This window comes from Pseudomonas sp. MWU16-30322 (assembly GCF_020515535.1).
Taxonomy (GTDB): domain Bacteria; phylum Pseudomonadota; class Gammaproteobacteria; order Pseudomonadales; family Pseudomonadaceae; genus Aquipseudomonas; species Aquipseudomonas fluorescens_H.
In genome coordinates this window covers 167,228-186,040 of sequence record NZ_JAIWYL010000009.1, presented here as the reverse complement: position 1 = coordinate 186,040, position 18,813 = coordinate 167,228, and the positions used below count along the sequence as shown (strand labels likewise).

The 18,813-nt window shown below is 61.5% G+C and carries 17 protein-coding genes; 13 read left to right on the top strand and 4 right to left on the bottom strand.

Going from position 1 to position 18,813, the window contains the following annotated elements:
• Nucleotides 1-92: 92 nt before the first annotated feature.
• Entirely contained in the window at nt 93-2,447 is a 2,355-nt protein-coding gene (locus tag LCH64_RS19945) for a hybrid sensor histidine kinase/response regulator (protein ID WP_226501063.1), read from the bottom strand.
• A gap of 441 nt (nt 2,448-2,888) precedes the next feature.
• Between LCH64_RS19945 and LCH64_RS19940 the strand changes: the two genes are divergently transcribed.
• From LCH64_RS19940 to LCH64_RS19925, 4 genes are all read left to right on the top strand, one after another.
• Nucleotides 2,889-3,686, top strand: a complete 798-nt coding sequence (locus LCH64_RS19940; protein ID WP_007960553.1) for a hydroxymethylpyrimidine/phosphomethylpyrimidine kinase — start codon at nt 2,889-2,891, stop codon at nt 3,684-3,686.
• A gap of 18 nt (nt 3,687-3,704) precedes the next feature.
• Nucleotides 3,705-4,328 carry a thiamine phosphate synthase gene (thiE, locus tag LCH64_RS19935; protein WP_007960555.1) on the top strand — a complete coding sequence of 208 codons (624 nt, stop codon included), beginning with the start codon at nt 3,705-3,707 and terminating at the stop codon, nt 4,326-4,328.
• A gap of 15 nt (nt 4,329-4,343) precedes the next feature.
• Nucleotides 4,344-5,627, top strand: a complete 1,284-nt coding sequence (gene hemL / locus LCH64_RS19930) for a glutamate-1-semialdehyde 2,1-aminomutase (protein WP_098965768.1) — start codon at nt 4,344-4,346, stop codon at nt 5,625-5,627.
• Between the two features lie 225 nt (nt 5,628-5,852).
• Nucleotides 5,853-6,407 carry a tetratricopeptide repeat protein gene (locus LCH64_RS19925; RefSeq protein WP_003228518.1) on the top strand — a complete coding sequence of 185 codons (555 nt, stop codon included), beginning with the start codon at nt 5,853-5,855 and terminating at the stop codon, nt 6,405-6,407.
• Nucleotides 6,408-6,530: 123 nt separating this feature from the next.
• Here the strand turns inward: LCH64_RS19925 and LCH64_RS19920 are convergent, their stop codons facing one another.
• Nucleotides 6,531-6,860, bottom strand: a complete 330-nt coding sequence (locus tag LCH64_RS19920) for a DUF1820 family protein (protein ID WP_003185742.1) — start codon at nt 6,858-6,860, stop codon at nt 6,531-6,533.
• Between the two features lie 133 nt (nt 6,861-6,993).
• Here LCH64_RS19920 and miaB point away from each other — a divergent pair, with 133 nt between their 5' ends.
• The 5 genes from miaB (at nt 6,994) to lnt (ending at nt 12,441) form a co-directional block, all read left to right on the top strand.
• A complete protein-coding gene (miaB, locus tag LCH64_RS19915) occupies nt 6,994-8,322 on the top strand; it encodes a tRNA (N6-isopentenyl adenosine(37)-C2)-methylthiotransferase MiaB (protein WP_003228520.1) in 1,329 nt (442 codons plus the stop codon).
• Between the two features lie 250 nt (nt 8,323-8,572).
• Nucleotides 8,573-9,571, top strand: coding sequence for a PhoH family protein (locus tag LCH64_RS19910; protein WP_003228522.1), 999 nt, complete (start codon nt 8,573-8,575; stop codon nt 9,569-9,571).
• Nucleotides 9,564-10,058, top strand: a complete 495-nt coding sequence (gene ybeY / locus LCH64_RS19905; RefSeq protein WP_096795275.1) for an rRNA maturation RNase YbeY — start codon at nt 9,564-9,566, stop codon at nt 10,056-10,058. The genes LCH64_RS19910 and ybeY overlap by 8 nt, the downstream gene beginning before the upstream one ends.
• Before the next feature lie 5 nt (nt 10,059-10,063).
• A complete protein-coding gene (locus LCH64_RS19900; RefSeq protein ID WP_003228526.1) occupies nt 10,064-10,903 on the top strand; it encodes an HlyC/CorC family transporter in 840 nt (279 codons plus the stop codon).
• A 14-nt stretch (nt 10,904-10,917) separates the two neighbouring features.
• The gene (gene lnt, locus LCH64_RS19895; RefSeq protein WP_103486296.1) at nt 10,918-12,441 is read left to right on the top strand and encodes an apolipoprotein N-acyltransferase; all 1,524 of its coding nucleotides are present in this window, start codon (nt 10,918-10,920) and stop codon (nt 12,439-12,441) included.
• Between the two features lie 174 nt (nt 12,442-12,615).
• On the opposite strand, the gene LCH64_RS19890 is transcribed toward lnt, so the two are convergent.
• Both LCH64_RS19890 and LCH64_RS19885 read right to left on the bottom strand, forming a co-directional pair.
• Nucleotides 12,616-13,377 carry a YdcF family protein gene (locus LCH64_RS19890; RefSeq protein ID WP_103486247.1) on the bottom strand — a complete coding sequence of 254 codons (762 nt, stop codon included), beginning with the start codon at nt 13,375-13,377 and terminating at the stop codon, nt 12,616-12,618.
• Nucleotides 13,378-13,481: 104 nt separating this feature from the next.
• Nucleotides 13,482-13,805, bottom strand: coding sequence for a hypothetical protein (locus LCH64_RS19885; RefSeq protein WP_103486248.1), 324 nt, complete (start codon nt 13,803-13,805; stop codon nt 13,482-13,484).
• Nucleotides 13,806-14,060: 255 nt separating this feature from the next.
• Between LCH64_RS19885 and leuS the strand changes: the two genes are divergently transcribed.
• The 4 genes from leuS (at nt 14,061) to arfA (ending at nt 18,803) form a co-directional block, all read left to right on the top strand.
• Nucleotides 14,061-16,667 carry a leucine--tRNA ligase gene (leuS, locus tag LCH64_RS19880; RefSeq protein WP_003228532.1) on the top strand — a complete coding sequence of 869 codons (2,607 nt, stop codon included), beginning with the start codon at nt 14,061-14,063 and terminating at the stop codon, nt 16,665-16,667.
• Between the two features lie 88 nt (nt 16,668-16,755).
• Nucleotides 16,756-17,361: an LPS assembly lipoprotein LptE gene (gene lptE / locus LCH64_RS19875; protein WP_226501062.1), complete on the top strand. Its 606-nt coding sequence runs from the start codon at nt 16,756-16,758 to the stop codon at nt 17,359-17,361.
• 39 nt (nt 17,362-17,400) lie between these two features.
• Nucleotides 17,401-18,438, top strand: coding sequence for a DNA polymerase III subunit delta (holA, locus tag LCH64_RS19870; RefSeq protein ID WP_003228535.1), 1,038 nt, complete (start codon nt 17,401-17,403; stop codon nt 18,436-18,438).
• A 200-nt stretch (nt 18,439-18,638) separates the two neighbouring features.
• Nucleotides 18,639-18,803, top strand: a complete 165-nt coding sequence (arfA, locus tag LCH64_RS19865; protein WP_003228536.1) for an alternative ribosome rescue factor ArfA — start codon at nt 18,639-18,641, stop codon at nt 18,801-18,803.
• The last annotated feature ends 10 nt before the right edge of the window (nt 18,804-18,813 follow it).

The window sequence follows — 18,813 nt, the reverse complement described above, 5'->3', positions numbered from 1 at the left end:
GGCTCCTTTGGTCAGCCAAGGAATCCAGTTAAGCACCGGGCCGCCGCTGATCAAAGTGTCATATGCGCCGAACTTCCGGCGCTTTCACCCTATTACGCGCTGAGCACCCGACGCTCCAGCGCCGTTTGCAGGTCTTCGAATTTCACCGGTTTGTTCAGGTAATCGATGCGCGCGCCCGGTGCGCAGTGCTCGCGATCCGTGCCCAGGGCCAGCATGAATACCGGCAGATTGGCGCAGCCGGGCAACCCATGAATCTGGCAGCACAACGAGGCCCCTTCGTGGCTGGGCAACTGGCAATCGATCAGCACCGCATCGAAGGCCTCGCGCTGCAGATAATCCAGCGCCGCCGCGCCGTTGTCCGCCGTGCGTACGCGGAACCCCAGTTTGAGCAGCATGCCGCGCATCACCAGTTGATTGACGCTGTTGTCGTCCACCAGCAACACCGTGCAGTCCTGCGGCGCACGGCTGCGCTCGTGCAGCGCGTCCGGGGTTGGTGCCGCTTCGACTTCCGGCAGCTCGAACTCGACATCCAGTTGAAAACGGCTGCCGCTGCCAGGTTGGGAGCGGTGCGTGAGCTTGCCGCCGAGCAGTTCCACCAGTTGCCGACAGATCGCCAGCCCCACGCCCAGCCCACCGTATTCGCGGGTCATCGAGCCATCGAGCTGGAAGAAGCGCTGATACATCGTCGCCTCGCCCAGATCGGTGAAACCGATGCCGGTGTCGATCACCGCAAACGACAGTGCCAAGCGATTGCCCGCCGACGGTTTGCCGGTCACGCGCAGCGCCAGACCACCGACCCGGGTGAACTTGATCGCGTTGTCCAGCAGGCACTCCAGGCACTGCGCCAGTTTGGCGCTATCACCGTGCAAGCGATCCGGCAGGGTCGGCAGCACCTCGACCTTGAAGTCCAGCGACTTGCTCGCCGCGTTGCCATCGAACTGCATGCGCAAGGCCTCGACCACCGCGCGCAGGCTGAAGCTGCCCGGCGTCGCCTTGAGCTTGCCGGCCTGCAGTTCGGTGAGGGTGAGGATGCCGTTGACCATGCGCATCATGTCCCGGGCGGAGCCGGCGGCGGTTTGCTGGTACTGCTCCAGCTCGGGTTCCAGCTCGACGGTCTGCATCAGTTCCAGCGAACCGATCACGCCGTTCATCGGCGTGCGCAATTCGTGGGTCAGCGTCGCGAGGAATTCATCCTTGAGCTTGTTGCTATGGGCCAGTTGCTGGTTGAGCACTTCGAGCTTCTGTCCGGCGTCGAACAGGGTCTGCGCCTGTTGCTCGCGCATGGCGTTGATGCGGTCGGCCAGCGCCAGCGACAGCAGCGCCACTTCGATCGCCGAGCCGATCTGACTGGCGTACATGGTCAGGAACACGTTCGGCAGCAGGCCGAGCACCATCAGCGTATTGACGATGCCGCCGAGCAGGAATGCCGACCAGGCAATGATGAAATAACGCGCCACGCGCAAGCCGCGCCACCAGGCGAGAATTCCGGCGGCGAAGATCACCACGGTGAACACCAGCGCCAACAGGGTCGCCAGGCGCAGCGACAAGGCGTAACTGGTCATCAGCGACAGCCCGACCACCAGCGCGCCGAATGCGATCAGGGCGATCAGCAGATAGTCGAGCCAGCGGCTGTGGGTTCTTGTCTGCAGGAAACTGCGGGCGAACTGGCTGCCGAACAGGCCGGCGCAACCGATGAAAAATGGTGTGGCGGCGTTGGCCCACCACGGATTGTCCGGCCAGAAATACTCGACCGCCGCGCCGTTCACCGACAGTTGATAAAGGCCGAACGAGGCAATGTAGAAGATGTAATAGAGGTAACTGGTGTCGCGCACGCTCAGGTAGATGAACAGGTTGTAGACCAGCATCCCCAGCAACACGCCATAAATGATCCCCAGCACATACAGGCGCACCGGTTGATCCTCGAGGTACGCGGTGCTCGACCATAAGGTCACCGGCGCCTGGATCGAGCCTTCGCTGGCCAGGCGCAGGTACACGGTGCGTTGTTGCTCCGGCTTGAACTCAAGGTCGAACAGGTAATTGTTCTGGCGAATCTCGCGACTGGCGAACGGCAAGGCGTCGCCGGTTTGCCGGATCAGCCGGTAGTCGCCATTGGCATCGGCCATATAAAGGTCGAGGTGATCGAGCGGCGGATACGCCAGTTCCAGCAGCCAGGTGCGCTGGGCGGCCGGATTGTTCGGGCGGTAATGCAGGTCGATCTTCAGCCAGAACGCCGAGCGCGAGTAACCGGCATTGAGCGTGGCTTTATCGTGAGGTTTGAAATTGCCCGCCGCCGCTTGAGCGCGGACGTCGGAGATGCTCGCCTGACCGCTTGGGTCCTCGAACACTTGCAATGAGCGGCCCAGGGGAAGGCTCTGGGTATTTTCGTCGAACTCTACGGCGCTTGCGAAGAGGGGCAAGCAGAACAGCAACATCAGCAAATAGCGCATTGAAGCCCCAGCGTGGCTCGTCCGGTTGTGTCAGGAAGCCCCCCATTCCCTTTGAGTAGACGTAAAACCGGTATTACCTGTTATTGGTTTGGATCCAGACTAGCATAGCCGTTGATGGCCATTGAGCACCATCGAAATTTTTCCTACAAAGGCTCTAGAACGGGCGTTTCAGAGCAAAACAGCGAGCTAGAGCTGTTGAGTTGGTCAGCTCAATCATTGCGATCCGCTTTTGTGGCGAGGGAGCTTGCTCCCGCTCGGCTGCGCAGCAGTCGTAAAACCTGTAAATGCGCTGTGCCTGAATAAATGCAGGGGGCTGCTTCGCAACCCAGCGGGAGCATGCTCCCTCGCCACAATGGTAGCTGCCGTGTTGTCCGACAATCTGCTCGCAAACACCGTCAGGACTGAACCCCAAAATCAGGTTTGGTGGTAAGCTCGCGCACCATGAATATCTACAGCTCCCGCCCCGTTGTCCTCTGTCTCTCCGGCCACGACCCCAGTGGTGGCGCCGGCTTGCAGGCAGATATCGAAGCCCTGCTCGCGCAGGGTTGCCATGCGGCTCCGGCCGTCACCGCCCTGACCGTGCAAGACACCGTCAACGTCACTGACTTCCGCGTCCTCGACCGTGAGTGGGTACTGGCCCAGGCCAATGCCGTGCTCAACGACTCCGAAGTCGCTGCGGTCAAACTGGGCATGCTCGGTTCGCTGGAAATGGTCGACACCGTTGTCGAACTGCTTTCGGCGCACCCGCACCTGCCGGTGGTCTGCGACCCGGTGCTGCGTGCCGGCGGCGGCGGACGTCTGGGCAAGGACGAAGTCGGTTATGCGATGCGCGAGCGTCTGCTGCCGCTGTCGATCATTGCCACCCCCAACCTTCCCGAAGCGCGGATTCTCGCCGAATTGCCCGAAGGCACGGCGGACGAGTGCGCGGAAAAACTTTTGCCGTTCGTCAAAAACCTGCTGATCACCGGCGGCCATGGCGACGAAACTGAAATCCACAATCGCCTGTACAGCCGTGACGGCCTGCGTGAAACCTTCTATTGCCAGCGTTTGCCGGGCAGTTATCACGGTTCCGGCTGCACATTGGCCAGCGCCCTCGCCGGTCGGCTGGCCCAGGGTGAAAACCTTGCCAGCGCCGTGCGTACCGCACTGGATTACACCTGGCGCACCCTGCGCGACGCCGAACAACTGGGCAAAGGCCAGTTCGTGCCGCGTCGCCTGCCGCTGGATTTTTGCTCGTAACGTCGTGAGGTCTGCCTGATGAAACTCCGTGGCCTGTACGCCATCACCGACAGCCAATTGCTGGCGGGCAAGTTTCTGTCGTACGTGGAGGCGGCGCTGGAAGGCGGCGTCACCCTGCTGCAATACCGCGACAAAAGCAGCGACGAGGCCCGCCGCCTGCGCGAGGCCGAAGCGCTGCGTGACCTGTGCGAGCGCTACAAGACGCAGTTGATCATCAACGATGACGCCGAGCTGGCCGCGCGCCTGAACGTCGGCGTGCACCTGGGGCAGACCGACGGCCCGCTGTCGCCGACCCGCGCCCTGCTCGGCTCCAAGGCCATTATCGGTTCGACCTGCCACGCGCAGCTCGAACTGGCTGAACAGGCCGCCAAGGAAGGCGCGAGTTATGTCGCCTTCGGCCGCTTCTTCAATTCCAACACCAAACCCGGCGCGCCAAGCTGCAGCCTCGATCTGCTCGACGAGGCCAAACGCAAGCTGCACCTGCCGGTCTGCGCGATTGGCGGCATCACCCTCGACAACGCCGCGCCGCTGGTGGCCCACGGGGTCGACCTGCTGGCGGTGGTCCACGGTTTGTTCGGTGCCGAGAGCACCGCCGAAGTGACCCGCCGCGCGCGCGCCTTCAACGAACTTCTGAAAATCTGATTTGAGAGCCCGATCATGTCTCGTTCCGAAACCCTGTTTGCCAATGCCCAGAAACACATTCCCGGTGGCGTGAACTCGCCGGTTCGCGCGTTCAAGAGCGTGGGCGGCACACCGCTGTTCTTCAAGCATGCCGAAGGCGCCTACGTCACCGACGAAGACGACAAGCGCTATGTGGACTACGTGGGTTCGTGGGGGCCGATGATCCTCGGCCACAGCCACCCGGATGTGCTCGACGCGGTGCGCAATCAGTTGCAACACGGCCTGTCCTACGGCGCGCCGACCGCGATGGAAACCGAGATGGCCGATCTGGTCTGCTCGCTGGTGCCGTCGATGGACATGGTGCGCATGGTCAGCTCCGGCACCGAAGCGACCATGAGCGCGATTCGTCTGGCCCGTGGTTACACCGGTCGGGACAGCATCATCAAGTTCGAAGGCTGCTACCACGGCCACTCCGACAGCCTGCTGGTCAAGGCCGGTTCCGGCGCGCTGACCCAAGGTGTGCCGAGCTCCGCCGGTGTACCGGCAGCGTTCGCCAAACACACCCTGACCCTGCCGTTCAACGACATCGACGCAGTGGAAAAGATGCTCGCCGAAGTCGGTCAGGACGTCGCCTGCATCATCGTCGAGCCAGTCGCTGGCAACATGAACTGCGTACCGCCGGCGCCGGGCTTCCTCGAGGGCCTGCGTTCGCTGTGCGACAAGCATGGCGTGGTGCTGATTTTCGACGAAGTGATGACCGGTTTCCGCGTTGCCCTCGGCGGCGCCCAGGCGCACTACGGCGTGACCCCGGACCTGACCACGTTCGGCAAGATCATCGGTGGCGGCATGCCGGTCGGCTGCTTCGGCGGCAAGCGCGAAATCATGGAACGCATTGCGCCGCTGGGCCCGGTGTACCAGGCCGGCACCCTGTCGGGTAACCCACTGGCGATGGCTGCCGGTCTGACCACCCTGCGCCTGATCAGCCGTCCGGGGTTCCACGCCGAACTGACCGACTACACCACGCGCCTGCTCGACGGCCTGCAACAACGCGCCGATGCGGCGGGCATTCCGTTCGTGACCACGCAAGCGGGTGGCATGTTCGGCCTGTACTTCAGCGGCGCCGACGACATCGTCACCTTTGAAGACGTGATGGCCAGCGACGCGGCACTGTTCGGGCGCTTCTTCCACCTGATGCTCGAAGGCGGCGTTTATCTGGCACCGAGTGCTTTCGAAGCCGGTTTTACGTCGATCGCCCACGGCGAAACCGAGCTGAAAATCACCCTGGACGCTGCCGAGCGCGCCTTCGCCGCACTGAAGTAATGCCCGTCCCGCTGACGTTGGCCATGGCCAGCGTCAGCTTTTACCTACACCCACGCCGTTTTTCCCACGCCTCTGCTAAAAATCCGCCAGAAAGTGGGCGATATATTCCCCGCGCAGCAGAAAAACGAGTAAAGACTTTGTAAGGTTGGCCCCGCTTATTTCATAATGCGCGCTTATTGGATCCCTCGATGGGTCCGCGTGCCCTTCAGAGGTAAGTCGATTCCCATGAACCGCACCGGCCGCACCCTTGCCTTGGGCTGCCTGTTGCTCCTTCAGCCCCTGCTCGCGCATGCACAAGCAGGCGGCAACTCGTTGTTGATCCCGGCGATGGGTCGTTGCACCCTCAATACTCAGCCGCAAGACGTCACGCAGGCACTGGCTGCCTGCCAGAAAGCGGCGGATGAAGGGGATGCGCAAGCGCAATACGAGTTGGGTGAGTTCTACTACGACGGCAAGAATGCGCCGCGCGACCTCAATCAAGCCCTGAGCTATTTCGAAAAGGCCTCGCTGCAAGGCCATGCTCAGGCACAGTTCAAGCTCGGCACCATGTTCTTCCACGGTGAAGGCGTGCAGGCCAACAACATTCAGGCGTACATCGTGCTGAAGATGGCCGCGGTCAACGGCGCCGAAGATGCGCTGGACACCGCCGACGAAGTCTCGGAAAAAATGTCCCGCGAAGACCTCGAAACCGCGACCCAGGTGCTCGGGCAAATTTTCCGTAAATACCTGATGGAACTGCAGAGCGCGGATGGGCGTACGCCGTTTTCGCCACTTCCCTGATTTCTACGCTGACCTTTCTGGCCCCATCGCGGGCAGGCTCACTCCTACAGGGGATCTCCTGCACACTGAAGATCACCTGTAGGAGTGAGCCTGCTCGCGATGGCAGCGACTCGGTTTTGCGGCTTACTTCTCAGGCATCGGCATCGGAAACGGCATCACATTGCCGACCGCGCCACGGGCTTCGCTGATTTTCGGGGTGCCCAGACGCTCCACCTCGTCGATGCGCACGATCGAATGCATCGGCACAAAGCTGCGCACCACGCCTTCGAACTGTGCCTTGAGCTTCTCTTCGCTCGGATCGACGACCACTTGCGTGCGCTCGCCAAAGACGAACTCTTCCACTTCCAGAAAACCCCACAGATCACTTTGATAGATCTGCTTGGCGTACATTTCGAACACCTGGCCCTGGTTGAGGAAAATCACCTTGTAGATTGGAGCTTCGCGTTTGGTCATGGCGGGCGGATAACATCGGGGATAAAAATGAGGGCGCAAACTATAGCATAGCCACCGGACGCACAGCGGTAGGAACCTGAGGGCTTGTTCCCTATAATGCGCGGTTCTTTGAATCACGTGACGACCCTACTCCATGGCCAAGAAGCTTTACATCGAAACCCACGGTTGCCAGATGAACGAGTACGACAGCTCGCGCATGGTCGATCTGCTGGGCGAACATCAGGCCCTGGAAGTCACCGCGCGTGCGGAAGACGCCGACGTGATTCTGCTCAACACCTGCTCGATCCGCGAACGTGCCCAGGATCGGGTGTACTCGCAGCTCGGCCGCTGGCGTGAACTGAAACTGGCCAACCCGGACATGGTGATCGCCGTCGGCGGTTGCGTGGCCAGCCAGGAAGGCGCGGCGATCCGTGATCGCGCGCCGTACGTCGACGTGGTGTTCGGCCCGCAGACCCTGCACCGCCTGCCGGAAATGATCGACGCGGCACGCAGCAGCAAGCTGCCGCAAGTCGACGTGTCGTTCCCGGAAATCGAGAAATTCGACCACTTGCCCGAGCCGCGCATCGATGGCCCGAGTGCCTACGTGTCGGTGATGGAAGGTTGCAGCAAGTACTGCACGTTCTGCGTGGTGCCCTACACCCGTGGCGAAGAAGTCAGCCGGCCGTTCGATGACGTGATCGCCGAGATCATCCACCTCGCGGAAAACGGCGTGCGTGAAGTCACCTTGCTGGGGCAGAACGTCAACGGCTATCGCGGCCTGACCCATGATGGGCGCCTGGCCGATCTGGCCGAGCTGATCCGTGTGGTCGCTGCCGTTGATGGCATCGACCGCATTCGCTACACCACTTCGCACCCGCTGGAGTTCTCCGACAGCCTGATCCAGGCCCACGCCGAGGTGCCGGAGCTGGTCAAACACCTGCACTTGCCGGTGCAGTCGGGCTCGGATCGGATCCTCGCGGCGATGAAGCGCAACCACACGGCGCTGGAGTACAAGTCCAAACTGCGCAAACTGCGCGCTGCCGTACCGGGGATCTGCATCAGCTCGGACTTCATCGTCGGCTTCCCCGGCGAGACCGAAAAAGATTTCGAGCAGACCATGAAGCTGATTGCCGACGTCGGTTTCGACTTCTCCTATTCCTTCGTCTACAGCCAGCGCCCGGGCACCCCGGCCGCCGATCTGGCCGATGACACTCCGGAAGAACTGAAGAAAGAACGCCTGAACGCCTTGCAGCATCGCTTGAATCAGCAAGGGTTCGAGATCAGCCGACAAATGGTCGGCTCGATCCAGCGCATTCTGGTCACCGACTATTCAAAGAAGGACCCGGGCGAGCTGCAAGGGCGCACGGAGAATAATCGTATCGTCAACTTCCGCTGCGATAATCCGACCCTGATCGGCCAGTTCGCCGACGTGCACATCGACGCGGCGCAACCGCACTCGCTGCGCGGCTCGCTGGTCCAGTAAACGTAAGGCGTCAAAGTGCCTCTGTGGCGAGGGAGCTTGCTCCCGCTCGGTTGCGAAGCAGCCGCAAACCAGACACCTCGATCATCCTGAATGATCGAGGCTGGAGGACTTGGGAGCGCTGCGCACTCCAGCGGGAGCAAGCTCCCTCGCCACAGTTATCCGGTGAGACCGTTTTAAGAGCTTTCGCACCCACGCCACTGGCGTTATCCTTGATTTCATCTTAATTGCCCCAGGGCGGCTAAATACGACCTTGAACGCACCCATAGAACCACATCGTTTTATCCTCGAGCCCTTTGAGGCTCGCCGCTTCGCCAATCTGTGCGGGCAATTCGACGAGCACCTGCGCTTGATCGAACAACGCCTGGCCATCGAGATCCGCAATCGCGGAAACCAGTTCGAGCTGATCGGCGACCCCAAGCACACCACGTCTGCGGAAAACCTGCTGCGCCGCCTGTACCGGGAAACCAAGGGTACCGAGCTGTCGCCGGACATGGTGCACCTGTTCCTCCAGGAATCGGCTGTCGTCGAACTGGACAACCACGCCCCCGCCGAAGCCTCCGTCGCCCTGCGCACCAAGAAAGGCATGATTCGCCCACGTGGCTTGAATCAGCTGCGCTACGTGAAGGAAATCCTCGGCAACGACATCAACTTCGGCATCGGTCCGGCCGGTACCGGCAAGACCTATCTGGCCGTGGCTTGCGCCGTTGATGCCCTGGAGCGCGAGCAGATCCGCCGCATCCTGCTGGTGCGTCCGGCGGTTGAAGCGGGTGAAAAACTCGGCTTCCTGCCCGGCGACCTGAGCCAGAAGATCGACCCGTACCTGCGCCCGCTGTACGACGCGCTGTACGAAATGCTCGGCTTCGAATACGTGGCCAAGCTGATCGAGCGTCAGGTGATCGAAGTCGCGCCGCTGGCCTACATGCGCGGTCGGACGCTGAACAACAGCTTCATCATTCTCGACGAAAGCCAGAACACCACCGTCGAACAGATGAAGATGTTTCTGACCCGGATCGGCTTCGGCTCAACCGCCGTCATCACCGGCGACATCACCCAGGTCGACCTGCCGCGCGGTACCAAGTCCGGGCTGCATCATGTGATCGAAGTGCTCAAGGACGTTCCGGGCATCAGCTTCACGCACTTCCAGCCCAAAGACGTTGTGCGTCACCCGTTGGTGCAGCGGATCGTCGAGGCCTACGAGCGCTTCGAGACCCGTGCCGAAGCCGCCAAGGAAACCTCGCGCGATGCTTGAACTGGATCTGCAAATCGCTACCGAAGCGAACGCCCCGAGTGAAGCCGACTTCCGCAAATGGTGCGAACTGGCCCTGCGCCAGCGCAGCGCCGACTCGGAAATGACCATTCGCCTGGTCGACGAGGAAGAAGGTCGCGAACTCAATCACACCTGGCGCCACAAGGATTACGCGACCAACGTCCTGTCGTTCCCGGCCGAAGTCCCGGACGAGTTCCTCGACATCCCGCTGCTCGGCGATCTGGTGATCTGCGTGGCCGTGGTCGAACGCGAAGCTGCCGAACAAGGCAAGGAACTCCAGGCCCATTGGGCACATCTAGTCATTCACGGCTGCTTGCATCTGCTCGGTTACGACCATATAGATGACGACGAAGCCGAAGAAATGGAAGCACTGGAACGCGAGTTGCTTGCCGAACTGGGCTATCCCGATCCGTACGCGGACGACGAAGCCGAAACCTCCCCTATCGTTACAACAAAGGATTCAGAGTAATCGCTATGAGCGAAGATCGATCGAGCAACGGGCAGAAGTCATGGCTGGGTAAACTGACCCAGGCTTTTGCCCACGAGCCGAAGAACCGTCAGGAGCTGCTTGAGCTGCTGCGTGATGCACATCAGAACAAACTGCTGGACAGCGAAGCGCTGGCCATCGTCGAAGGCGCCATTCAGGTGGCTGACCTGCAAGTACGCGACATCATGGTCCCGCGCTCGCAGATGATCAGCATCAAGGCGACCCAGACCCCTCGTGAATTCCTGCCTGCCGTGCTCGACTCGGCCCACTCGCGCTACCCGGTCATCGGCGAAAGCCACGACGACGTGATGGGCGTGCTGCTGGCCAAGGATCTGCTGCCGCTGATCCTCAAGGAGAACGGCGACAGCTTCAACATCAAGGACCTGCTGCGCCCGGCCACCTTCGTGCCCGAGTCCAAGCGTCTGAACGTGTTGCTGCGTGAATTCCGCGCCAACCACAACCACATGGCCATCGTCATCGACGAGTACGGCGGCGTGGCCGGTCTGGTGACGATTGAAGACGTGCTGGAGCAGATCGTCGGCGACATCGAAGACGAGCACGACGTCGAAGAAGACAGCTACATCAAGCCGCTGCCCAGCGGTGACTTCCTGATCAAGGCCCTGACGCCGATCGAGAACTTCAACGAGTTCTTCGACAGCGAATTCTCCGACGACGAGTTCGACACCGTCGGTGGTCTGGTGATGAGCGCGTTCGGGCACTTGCCAAAACGCAACGAAATCACTGAAATCGGCGCCTATCGCTTCCGCATCCTGAACGCCGACAGCCGTCGGATTCATTTGCTGCGACTGACGCCAATCGCTCGTTAAATCTAAGGACTGAAATGCGCTGGACAACCCGCCCCGGCTGGCCCGGTAACCTGCTGGCCGTGGCGGCCGGTGCAATCACCACCTTCGCCCTGGCCCCGTTCAACATCTGGCCGCTGGCTTTGCTCGCGGTCGGCCTGTTCTATGCCGGCCTGCGCGAGCTGAAACCGCGTCAGGCGCTAGGCCGTGGCTGGTGTTTCGGTTTCGGCCTGTTCGGCGCCGGGACCAGTTGGATCTACTACAGCATTCACCACTTCGGTGGCGCCTCTGTGCTGCTGGCCGGGTTCCTGATGCTGCTGTTCACCGCAGCGATCGCGCTGTTCTTCGCCCTGCCCGCGTGGGTCTGGGCACGCTGGTTGCGCCGCAACGAGGCGCCGCTGGCCGATGCGCTGGCGTTTGCCGCACTGTGGGTCGGTCAGGAAGCGTTTCGCGGCTGGTTCCTCACCGGTTTCCCGTGGCTCTACTCCGGTTACAGCCAGCTCGACGGCCCATTGGCCGGGCTCGCGCCGGTCGGTGGCATGTGGCTGGTGTCCTTCGTTCTGGCACTGACTGCCGCGCTGATCTACAACGCGCCGCGCCTGCTGCAATCCGCTCGCAAAGGTTTTATCGCGGCCGGTTTGGTGTTGCTGGTCGGGCCTTGGGTGGCGGGCATTGCGCTCAAGGGCCACGCCTGGACCAGTCCGGCCGGTGCACCGCTGACTGTCGCGGCGATTCAGGGCAACGTCGAACAAAGCATGAAATGGGACCCGGCGCAGCTCAACGCGCAACTGGCGCTGTACCGCGACCTGAGTTTCCGCTCCAAACCGGTGGACCTGCTGATCTGGCCGGAAACCGCGGTACCCGTGCTCAAGGAGTCCGCCGAGGGCTACCTGAACATGATGGGCACCTTCGCCGCCGAGCGTAAGTCAGCACTGATCACCGGCGTGCCGATCCGCGAGACGGTGCGCCACGAAAAACGCTTCTTCAACGGCATCACCGTGGTCGGCGAAGGCGATGGCACCTATCTCAAACAGAAACTGGTGCCGTTCGGTGAGTACGTGCCGCTGCAGGATCTGTTGCGCGGTTTGATTGCGTTCTTTGATTTGCCGATGTCCGACTTCGCTCGCGGCCCGGCGGATCAGCCGTTGCTGCAGGCCAAGGGTTATCAGATCGCGCCGTTCATCTGTTACGAAGTGGTGTACCCGGAGTTCGCCGCCGGTTTGTCGGCACGCAGCGATCTGCTGCTGACGATCAGCAACGACACCTGGTTCGGCACCTCGATCGGCCCGTTGCAGCACCTGCAAATGGCGCAGATGCGCGCACTTGAGGCAGGTCGCTGGATGATCCGTGCTACGAACAACGGCGTGACCGGCCTGATCAACCCGTTCGGGCAGATCACCGAGCAGATTCCGCAGTTCGAGCAGGGCATTCTGTATGGCGAAGTGGTGCCGATGCACAACCTGACGCCGTACCTTGAATGGCGTTCGTGGCCGCTGATTATTCTGTGCGTGCTGCTGTTCGGCTGGGCACTGATGGCGAGCCGGATGTCGAAAACCCTTTAAAAGCAGGTCACTGACCTGTGGCGAGGGAGCTTGCTCCCGCTCGGCTGCGAAGCAGTCGTAAATCCAGCGCACGCGATCTGTCTAAGGCAGTGCGTTTACCTGGATCAGGCCTGCTGCGCAGGCCAGCGGGAGCAAGCTCCCTCGCCACAAAAGGCCTCACTGCCACTGAGTGATTTAGCGGTAAAACAGCGAATACCCCACCTGCCCCACCGCCTCATTCAGCAACTGTCCGCTCTGCCAGATTGACTTGAACTCCGGCAGCCAGCCACCAAACGGTCGTGCATTGTCGGTCCCGAGAAACCCTACGGGTGCCGGCACCACTTCAAAACCTGCCTGCTGAAAACACCAGACGGCGCGCGGCATATGCCAGGCCTGGGTCACCACCACGACACGTTTGATCCCCTGTGGCAGCAACATATCGGCGCTGAATTTGGCGTTCTCCCATGTGGTACGGCTCTCGCCTTCCTGCCAACGCGTTGTCACGCCGAAATCATCGCGCAGCGAATCGGCCATCAGCTTCGCTTCCGTCGGCGGTGTGCCGTAATGCAAACCACCACTGGTCAGGATCGGCAAGCCGGACGCCTTGGCCAGCCGCGCGGCGTAGCGCTGACGCTCCAGTCCAACGCCGGTCGGCTGATCCTCGCCCCAGGCCAGATCGCCGCGCTCACGCCCGGAACCCAATACCACGATGGCGTCAGCCCGCTGCGCCAGCATCGACCACGCGTCACGGGGCAGCGGCGGCTCACGCTCCAGCGCCTTGGCGCCCCACTGCACCACCACTGGCAGGCTCATCAGCCAGAACCCACCCAGGCCAATGGCGAAACACGCAGCGGCCAGCCGCGGTCGGGAGCGGCGCAGCCACCAGGCGACCAACAACAGCAGCAAAAGAATGCCGGGCGGCAATAAAAGTTGTTTGATGAAGTAACGAAAAGGCATCGGGGCATCTCCAGAGATGCCCGAAGCCTAAGAGTGTTAATAGAGCGTTACAACCGATAGGGTCGGATCCTGTTGAAAAAGATCCGTTTCCTGCTGCCTTGCGCTTACTTGGCCTGCAAAGAGCGAACCTTGACGGTGTCTTTGCCGGGCGCCTTATCCTTGAGCCAGATGACCTTGGCCGATTGTGGTGCATCGAGCTGCTTCACTGCCTGAGACAAGCTTCCATGCGTTTCACGTTCACAGCGATCCAGATAGGCCTTGACCAGTTTGAACTCGGCGGGGCTCAAGCCACGCAATTCCAGTTCCAGGGGGCGCTCGTCGCGCAGCCGGCCAGCGGTTTTGGCAGCGTCGAGGGCCATGCCCAGACGATCCATCAACCGTTCGTACAACTCGGGTTTCGTCACGTTTTTTTGCCGTTGCTCCACCATCCCTCACCTCATTGAAGATAAGACTCACTCCCCAATAAGAGCTTAGCTTCGCTGCACAAACCGGCTGAACGCCGCGACCAACGGCCCTCGCCACGGTTTTCCGGGGCCAGACAGCTGTAATCAGGGTTTCCCTAGGCCAAGCGCGGTCATGTATGCTACGGCGCTTCCTGTAATTCCACTTCCAGCTTGTCCGGAGCATTCCCGGAGGGCGCGTTGAAGAGGATTAGGCCACCCCTATCCAGTACAAAAGTAGCCATGCACGAACAATATCAGCCCCGTGAAATCGAAGCCGCCGCCCAGTCGTTCTGGGACGAGCAAAAGTCCTTTGAAGTCAGTGAACAGCCAGGCAAGGAGACCTACTACTGCCTGTCGATGTTCCCTTACCCCAGCGGCAAGCTACACATGGGGCACGTGCGCAACTACACCATCGGCGACGTGATCTCCCGCTACCAGCGCATGCAAGGCAAGAACGTTCTGCAACCGATGGGTTGGGACGCCTTCGGCATGCCGGCAGAAAACGCCGCGATGAAGAACAACGTGGCACCCGCCAAGTGGACCTACGAAAACATCGCCTACATGAAGTCCCAGCTGCGCAGCCTGGGCCTGGCGGTGGACTGGTCCCGTGAAGTGACCACCTGCAAACCGGATTACTACCGTTGGGAACAATGGCTGTTCACCCGCCTGTTCGAAAAAGGTGTGATCTACCGCAAGAACGGCACCGTGAACTGGGACCCGGTCGACCAGACCGTACTGGCCAACGAGCAGGTGATCGACGGCCGCGGCTGGCGTTCCGGCGCGCTGATCGAAAAGCGCGAAATCCCGATGTACTACTTCAAGATCACCGCCTACGCGGATGAGCTGCTGGAGAGCCTCGACGAACTGACTGGCTGGCCGGAACAGGTCAAGACCATGCAGCGCAACTGGATCGGCAAGTCCCGCGGCATGGAAGTGCAGTTCCCGTACAACGTCGACTCGATCGGCGAAGCAGGCACCCTCAAGGTCTTCACCACCCGTCCGGACACCCTGATGGGCGCAACCTACGTTGCCGTGGCTGCCGAACACCCGCTGGCCACCCAGGCCGCGCAGAACAATCCTGAGCTGCAAGCGTTCATCGCCGAATGCAAGGGCGGCAGCGTCGCTGAAGCCGACGTCGCCACTCAAGAGAAGAAAGGCCTGCCGACCGGCCTGTTCGTCGAGCATCCGCTGACCGGTGAAAAACTCCCGGTATGGGTCGCCAACTACGTGCTGATGCACTACGGCGACGGCGCGGTGATGGCGGTGCCGGCGCACGACGAGCGCGATTTCGAATTCGCCCACAAGTACAACCTGCCGGTCAAATCGGTGGTGCGCACCAGCTCCGGTGACACCAACCCGGCTCCGTGGCAAGACGCCTACGGCGAGCACGGCACGCTGATCAACTCCGGCGAGTTCGACGGTCTGGACTTCGCTGGCGCGTTCGATGCCATGGAAGTTGCACTGATCAAGAAAAACCTCGGCGCCTCGCGCACCCAGTTCCGCCTGCGCGACTGGGGCATCAGCCGTCAGCGCTACTGGGGCTGCCCGATCCCGATCATCCACTGCGCCACTTGCGGTGACGTGCCGGTGCCGGAAGACCAGTTGCCGGTGGTTCTGCCGGAAGACGTGGTGCCGGACGGCGCCGGTTCGCCGCTGGCGCGCATGCCGGAATTCTACGAGTGCAGCTGCCCGAAATGCGGCCAGCCTGCCAAGCGTGAAACCGACACCATGGACACCTTCGTCGAGTCGTCCTGGTACTACGCCCGCTACGCTTCGCCGCACTTCGAAGGTGGCCTGGTGGAAAAATCCGCGGCGGACCACTGGCTGCCGGTGGATCAGTATATCGGCGGTATCGAACACGCGATTCTGCACCTGCTGTACGCGCGCTTCTTCCACAAGCTGATGCGCGACGAAGGCCTGGTCAGCTCCAATGAGCCGTTCAAGAACCTGCTGACCCAGGGCATGGTGATCGCCGAGACTTACTACCGTCGCGAAGCCAACGGTGCCTACACCTGGTTCAACCCGGCGGACGTGGAACTCGAGCGTGACAGCAAGGCCAAGGTCATCAGCGCCAAACTGAAATCCGACGGCCTGCCGGTGGAAATCGGTGGCACCGAGAAAATGGCCAAGTCCAAGAACAACGGCGTCGACCCACAGTCGATGATCGATCAGTTCGGCGCCGACACCTGCCGCCTGTTCATGATGTTCGCTTCGCCGCCGGACATGAGCGCCGAATGGTCCGACTCCGGCGTCGAAGGCTCGCACCGCTTCCTCAAGCGCGTCTGGCGTCTGGCTCAGGCCCACGTCACCCAGGGCCTGCCGGGCAAACTGGACATCGCCGGCCTGAACGACGAGCAGAAAGCCGTGCGCCGCGCCATCCACCTGGCCATCAAGCAGGCCAGCCACGACGTCGGCCAGAACCACAAATTCAACACCGCCATCGCTCAGGTGATGACGCTGATGAACGTGCTGGAAAAAGCCGCGCAAGGCACCGAGCAGGACCGCGCGCTGATTCACGAAGGTCTGGAAGCCGTGACGTTGCTGCTGGCTCCAATCACGCCGCACATCAGCCATGAGCTGTGGAATCAACTGGGCCACGCTGACCCGGTGATCGATGCTGGCTGGCCAGCCGTCGATGAAAGCGCCCTGGTGCAGGACAGCCTGCAACTGGTCATTCAAGTGAACGGCAAGCTGCGTGGCCAGATCGAAATGCCGGCCAGCGCCACTCGCGAGGAAGTCGAAGCGGCAGCCCGCGCCAACGAAAACGTGCTGCGTTTCGTCGACGGTCTGACCATTCGCAAAGTGATCGTTGTACCAGGGAAACTGGTCAACATCGTCGCCAGCTAAATTGGATTGGGCGTCAGGTTCGCCTGACGCACTGTAAAACCTTTCGGGCCGCAAGGTCGGCCCACATGGTTTCAAGGGGAGCAACACAATGATCAAACGCAATCTGCTGGTGATGGGCCTCGCTGTTCTGCTGAGCGCCTGCGGTTTCCAGCTGCGTGGCACTGGCACCACCGAACTGGCAATCAAGGAACTCGACCTGAGCGCCCGCAACGCCTATGGCGACACCGTCACCCAGCTGCGTCAGGTGCTGGAGTCCAGCGGCGTCAAGGTCTACAGCGGTGCACCGTACAAGCTGTATCTGGCTGACGAGCAGGAAAACCAGCGCATCCTCAGCTATGCCGGCGCCGGTCGTACGGGTGAGTATCAAGTGACCACCGTGCTGAACTACGACATCGTTGGCGAACACAATCTGAACCTGCTGAGCGACAAGCTTGAAGTGCAGAAGGTGTTCATCCACGACGGCAACAACCTGGTCGGCTCCGATCAGGAAGCCAACGACGCCCGCAATGAAACCCGTCGTGAAATGGTTCAGCGCATGATGCTGCGCCTGCAACAGCTGACGCCGGGTCAACTGGAGAAACTGCAGCAAGCGGCCAACGACCGTGCCCGGGCCGAAGCCGACGCGCTGAAGGCGGCACAGAAGGCTGAAGCGGAAACGCCGCGTCAGTCGCCGCTCGAACTGCCGCAGCAGTAAAACGTACGGGGCGCTCAGGCGCCCCGTTCGCCCTCTCTTATGAAGCTCGCTCCCGCTCAACTCGGCAAACACCTGCAAGGCGCTCTTGCGCCCGTCTATATCATCAGCGGCGATGACCCGCTGTTGTGCCAGGAGGCCGCCGACGCCATCCGCAGCGCCGCCCGCCAGCAAGGTTTCGACGAACGCCAGGTGTTCGCCGCCGATGCCAATTTCGATTGGGGTACCTTGCTGCAGGCCGGCGCCAGCATGTCGTTGTTCGCTGAAAAGCGCCTGCTGGAGCTGCGTTTGCCTTCGGGCAAGCCCGGTGACAAGGGTGCTGCCGCGCTGATCGAATACTGCTCGCGCCCCGCCGAAGACACTGTGCTGCTGATCAGTCTGCCCAAGCTCGATGGCAGTGCGCAGAAGACCAAGTGGGGCAAGGCGCTGGTCGAAGGCCAGCAGACCCAGTTCATTCAGATCTGGCCAGTGGATGCCAATCAGCTGCCGAGCTGGATTCGCCAACGCCTCTCGCAGGCCGGATTGTCGGCCAGCCAGGACGCGGTCGAACTGATCGCCGCGCGCGTCGAGGGCAACCTGCTCGCCGCCGCGCAGGAAATCGAAAAGCTCAAGCTGATGGCCGAAGGTGGGCAGATCACCGTCGAAACCGTGCAGGCCGCGGTGGCCGACAGTGCGCGCTTCGACGTGTTCGGCCTGACCGACGCCGTGCTCAACGGCGAACCGGCCCACGCCTTGCGCATGCTCGAAGGCCTGCGCGGTGAGGGTGTCGAGCCACCGGTGATTCTCTGGGCACTGGCGCGGGAGTTGCGCCTGCTGGCCAATATCTCGCTGCAGTACAGCCAAGGCACGCCGCTGGACAAGTGCTTCAGCCAGGCGAAACCGCCAGTCTGGGACAAGCGCAAACCCCTGATGAGCAAAGCCCTGCAACGCTATTCGGCACAACGCTGGGCGCAGTTGCTGCTCGAAGCCCAGCGAATCGATGCGCAGATCAAGGGGCAAGCCGCCGGTTCGCCGTGGATGAGCCTGAGCCGATTGGCGTTGTTGATGTCCGGCCAGCGTCTTTCACTGCCCGCCGAGTAAGACGTTCAACCGCATAACGCCCTTTCGCGAGCAAGCCCGCTCCCACAGTCGATCGCATTCTCATGATAGAACTCGGTCGACTGTGGGAGCGGGCTTGCTCGCGAAGGCGTCAGAAAATTCCTACATATCAGGGACTGGACAGACGTCCAACATCGGCAGATTATTTCCCCCGCAAAAACCACTCACTCGAGAGATCCATCATGAGCAAAAAGCCATCGAAACATGGCCCGAACAAGGCCAAATCCATCATCGCCCAACCCCTGTTCCGCAGCCGCCAGGAACGACCAACCAAGGGCAAAGGCAGCTACCGCCGCGAAGCCTTCCAGTCTGATAGCTGGGAGGCTTCTTACTTTCTGGCTGCCTGAAGCACAGTAC